This is a genomic window from Citrobacter sp. S46_ASV_140 (genome assembly GCF_018919545.1).
In the GTDB taxonomy this organism is placed as follows: Bacteria; Pseudomonadota; Gammaproteobacteria; order Enterobacterales; family Enterobacteriaceae; genus Citrobacter; species Citrobacter braakii.
Genome location: NZ_JAHLRC010000220.1, coordinates 1 through 3,287, shown reverse-complemented (window position 1 = coordinate 3,287; position 3,287 = coordinate 1). Strand labels below are relative to the sequence as shown.

At 50.6% G+C, this 3,287-nt stretch carries 2 protein-coding genes; both read left to right on the top strand.

The window, feature by feature from the left end; all coding sequences use genetic code 11:
• On the top strand, window positions 1-1,556 hold a 1,556-nt coding region (locus tag KQJ19_RS23035; protein WP_216404231.1), incomplete at its 5' end, for a cyclic di-GMP phosphodiesterase.
• A gap of 99 nt (window positions 1,557-1,655) precedes the next feature.
• Window positions 1,656-3,287, top strand: a 1,632-nt coding sequence (locus KQJ19_RS23030; protein WP_216404230.1) for an extracellular solute-binding protein, incomplete at its 3' end; no start/stop codon positions are given.

Here is a 3,287-nt window from a genome sequence, read left to right as displayed (position 1 = left end):
TTAAACGCTCCTCTTCATCCAATCAGAAAATCCTGCTTTCCTGTATGTTAACGGGGCTTATCGTCGCGCTCCTGGTGAGTACCCTGCAATTTTTCGTGACCTGGCATAAACGAGACATTAAGTACGACACGCTCCTTTCCGATATCCAGAATTATGTCAGCAGCTACTTCGCCGATCTCAAATCCACCACAGATGACCTTCAGCCACTGGTCGCCAACAGTTGCCAACAAGTCGCTGCTCAACTAACCTCCAGCGCAGCCTTTAGCCTCAACGTTCGCGCATTTTTACTGGTCAAAAACGGCATTGCTTTCTGCTCCTCCGCAACGGGCGCAATGTTCACCCCGATTTTAGATCTGGTCCCAAGCCTCGATATCAGCAGAAATATTGATGTGGAATTACTCCCCGGTACGCCCATGATGCCGAACAAGCCGGCGATAATGATTTGGCACCGGAACCCATCGTTCACTGATAGCGGCGTGTTTACCTCACTGAATATTAATCTGGCCCCTTATCTGCTTTATACCGCCCGACAGGATGATTTTAACGGTATTGCCATAGTCGTCGGTGATAACGCGATTTCAACATTTTCATCACGGATTATTGATGCCTCCGCTCTGCCCCACTCTCACTGGCGGCAGGCGACCCTGGAAGGTATTCCGCTACAGATTCGTTTATATGCCGATGAGTGGACCTATACCGATGTCTGGTATTCGATTATGTTGGGATGCATGGCGGGGATTATTGCTGCGCTTCTTCTCTGGTACTACATCTACACCATCCGTTTACGTCCGGGCAAAGATATCCTCAACGCAATCAAACATAACCAGTTTTATGTGGTGTACCAGCCCGTGGTAGAGGTGCAGACACTGGAGGTGAAAGGTGTAGAGGTGTTATTACGCTGGAATCATCCGACAACGGGGGAGATCCCACCGGATGCTTTTATTCACTACGCCGAATCCCAGAAAATGATTGTCCCGCTGACCCAGCATCTCTTTAAGTTGATAGCCCAGGACGCACCGATGCTGCAAAAAGTGTTACCCGCTGGTGCAAAATTGGGGATCAATATCGCGCCAACGCATCTGCACGGCGAGACGTTTAAAGACGACATTCATCACCTGCAGGCCTCGCTTCCCGCAAACCATTTCCAGATGGTGCTGGAGATCACCGAACGGGATATGCTTAATCAACACGAAGCCACAAAGCTTTTTGAATGGCTTCATTCCGCAGGTTTTGAAATTGCCATTGATGATTTTGGCACCGGTCATAGCGCGCTGATTTATCTGGAACGCTTTACCGTTGACTACCTGAAAATCGATCGCGGCTTTATTAACGCCATTGGAACAGAGACCCTGACCTCTCCGGTTCTGGACGCCGTGTTGACACTCTCTAAGCGTCTTAATATGCTGACGGTTGCTGAAGGGGTTGAAACGCCTGAGCAAGCCCGTTGGCTGCGCGATCGTGGAGTGCATTTTTTCCAGGGATACTGGATTAGCCGACCATTAAAACTTGCTGATTTCGTGCGTTGGATGGCGCAGCCCAATAAGCCGACGTGGTGATCGCAGTATGCGAATCATATACTCTCACTCGCCGCCACATCCCTTATCTTTCAGGCATGATGCCCGTCGGGTAGTGGCAGGAAAAGGAAATCGCATTTAATGATCCCTCGCGTATTGCTGCTGTTTATCGCCCTCATCGGGTTTAGCGCCGAGGCGCAGTCCATCAAAGAAAGCTATGCTTTTGCCGTACTGGGCGAACCGAAGTACGCGTTTAACTTTAATCACTTTGATTACGTCAACCCTGCGGCCCCCAAAGGCGGGCAAATCACCCTCTCCGCCATCGGCACGTTCGATAACTTCAACCGCTATGCGATGCGCGGTAATCCCGGAGCACGTACCGAAACGCTTTACGATACGCTGTTTACTACCTCTGACGATGAACCTGGCAGCTATTATCCGCTCATCGCCGACAGCGCACGCTATGCTGATGACTATTCCTGGGTAGAAATCGCCATTAATCCGCGAGCGCGTTTTCACGATGGCTCACCCATTACTGCCAGCGATGTCGCATTCACCTTCCACAAATTTATGACTGAAGGCGTGCCGCAATTTCGCCTGGTCTACAAGGGAACAACGGTAAAAGCGATCGCGCCATTAACCGTACGTATTGAATTAGCCAAACCGGGTAAAGAGGACATGCTCAGCCTGTTTTCATTACCCGTGATGCCAGAGAAGTACTGGAAAGATCATAAGCTCAGCGATCCCTTATCATCGCCTCCGCTCGCCAGCGGTCCTTATCGCATCACGAAATGGAAGATGGGTCAGTACATTGTCTATTCGCGCGTCAACGATTATTGGGCCGCTAATCTGCCCGTCAACCGTGGCCGCTGGAACTTTGATACCATCCGCTACGACTACTATCTGGATGACAACGTCGCCTTTGAAGCGTTTAAGGCCGGAGCGTTTGACCTGCGTCTTGAAAACGATGCTAAAAACTGGGCGACACGTTATACCGGTAAAAATTTCGCGAATCATTACATCATCAAAGATGAGCAAAAAAACGAATCCGCCCAGGATACGCGTTGGCTGGCGTTTAATATTCAGCGCCCGGTGTTCAGCGACCGACGGGTGCGAGAAGCCATCACCCTGGCCTTTGATTTTGAATGGATGAATAAAGCTCTGTTCTATAACGCCTGGAGTCGGACCAACAGCTATTTTCAGAATACCGAGTATGCCGCTAAAAATTACCCCGATGCGGATGAACTGGTAATACTTGCGCCCTTGAAAAAAGATCTCCCCCCTGAGGTCTTCAGCCAAATTTATCAGCCGCCGAAATCAAAAGGCGATGGCTACGATCGTGACAACCTGTTGAAAGCCGATGCCTTACTGGAGCAGGCCGGATGGGTACTTAAGGGACAACAGCGCGTAAACAGCGCCAACGGTAAACCTCTGAGCTTTGAACTGTTGCTCCCGGCGGGCAGTAACAGCCAGTGGGTGCTGCCGTTCCAGCACAACCTGCAGCGCTTAGGCATTACAATGAACATCCGCCAGGTTGATAACTCACAAATCACAAACCGGCTGCGCAGTCGTGACTATGACATGATGCCGAGATTGTATCGCGCAATGCCGTGGCCAAGTTCGGACCTGCAAATTCTCTGGGCCTCTGAATATATTGACTCCAGCTATAACGCCCCGGGCGTGCAAAGCCCGGTGATTGATAAACTGATCAACCAAATCATCGCGGCGCAAGGTGATAAAGCCAAACTAGTCCCACTCGGTCGGGCACTGGAC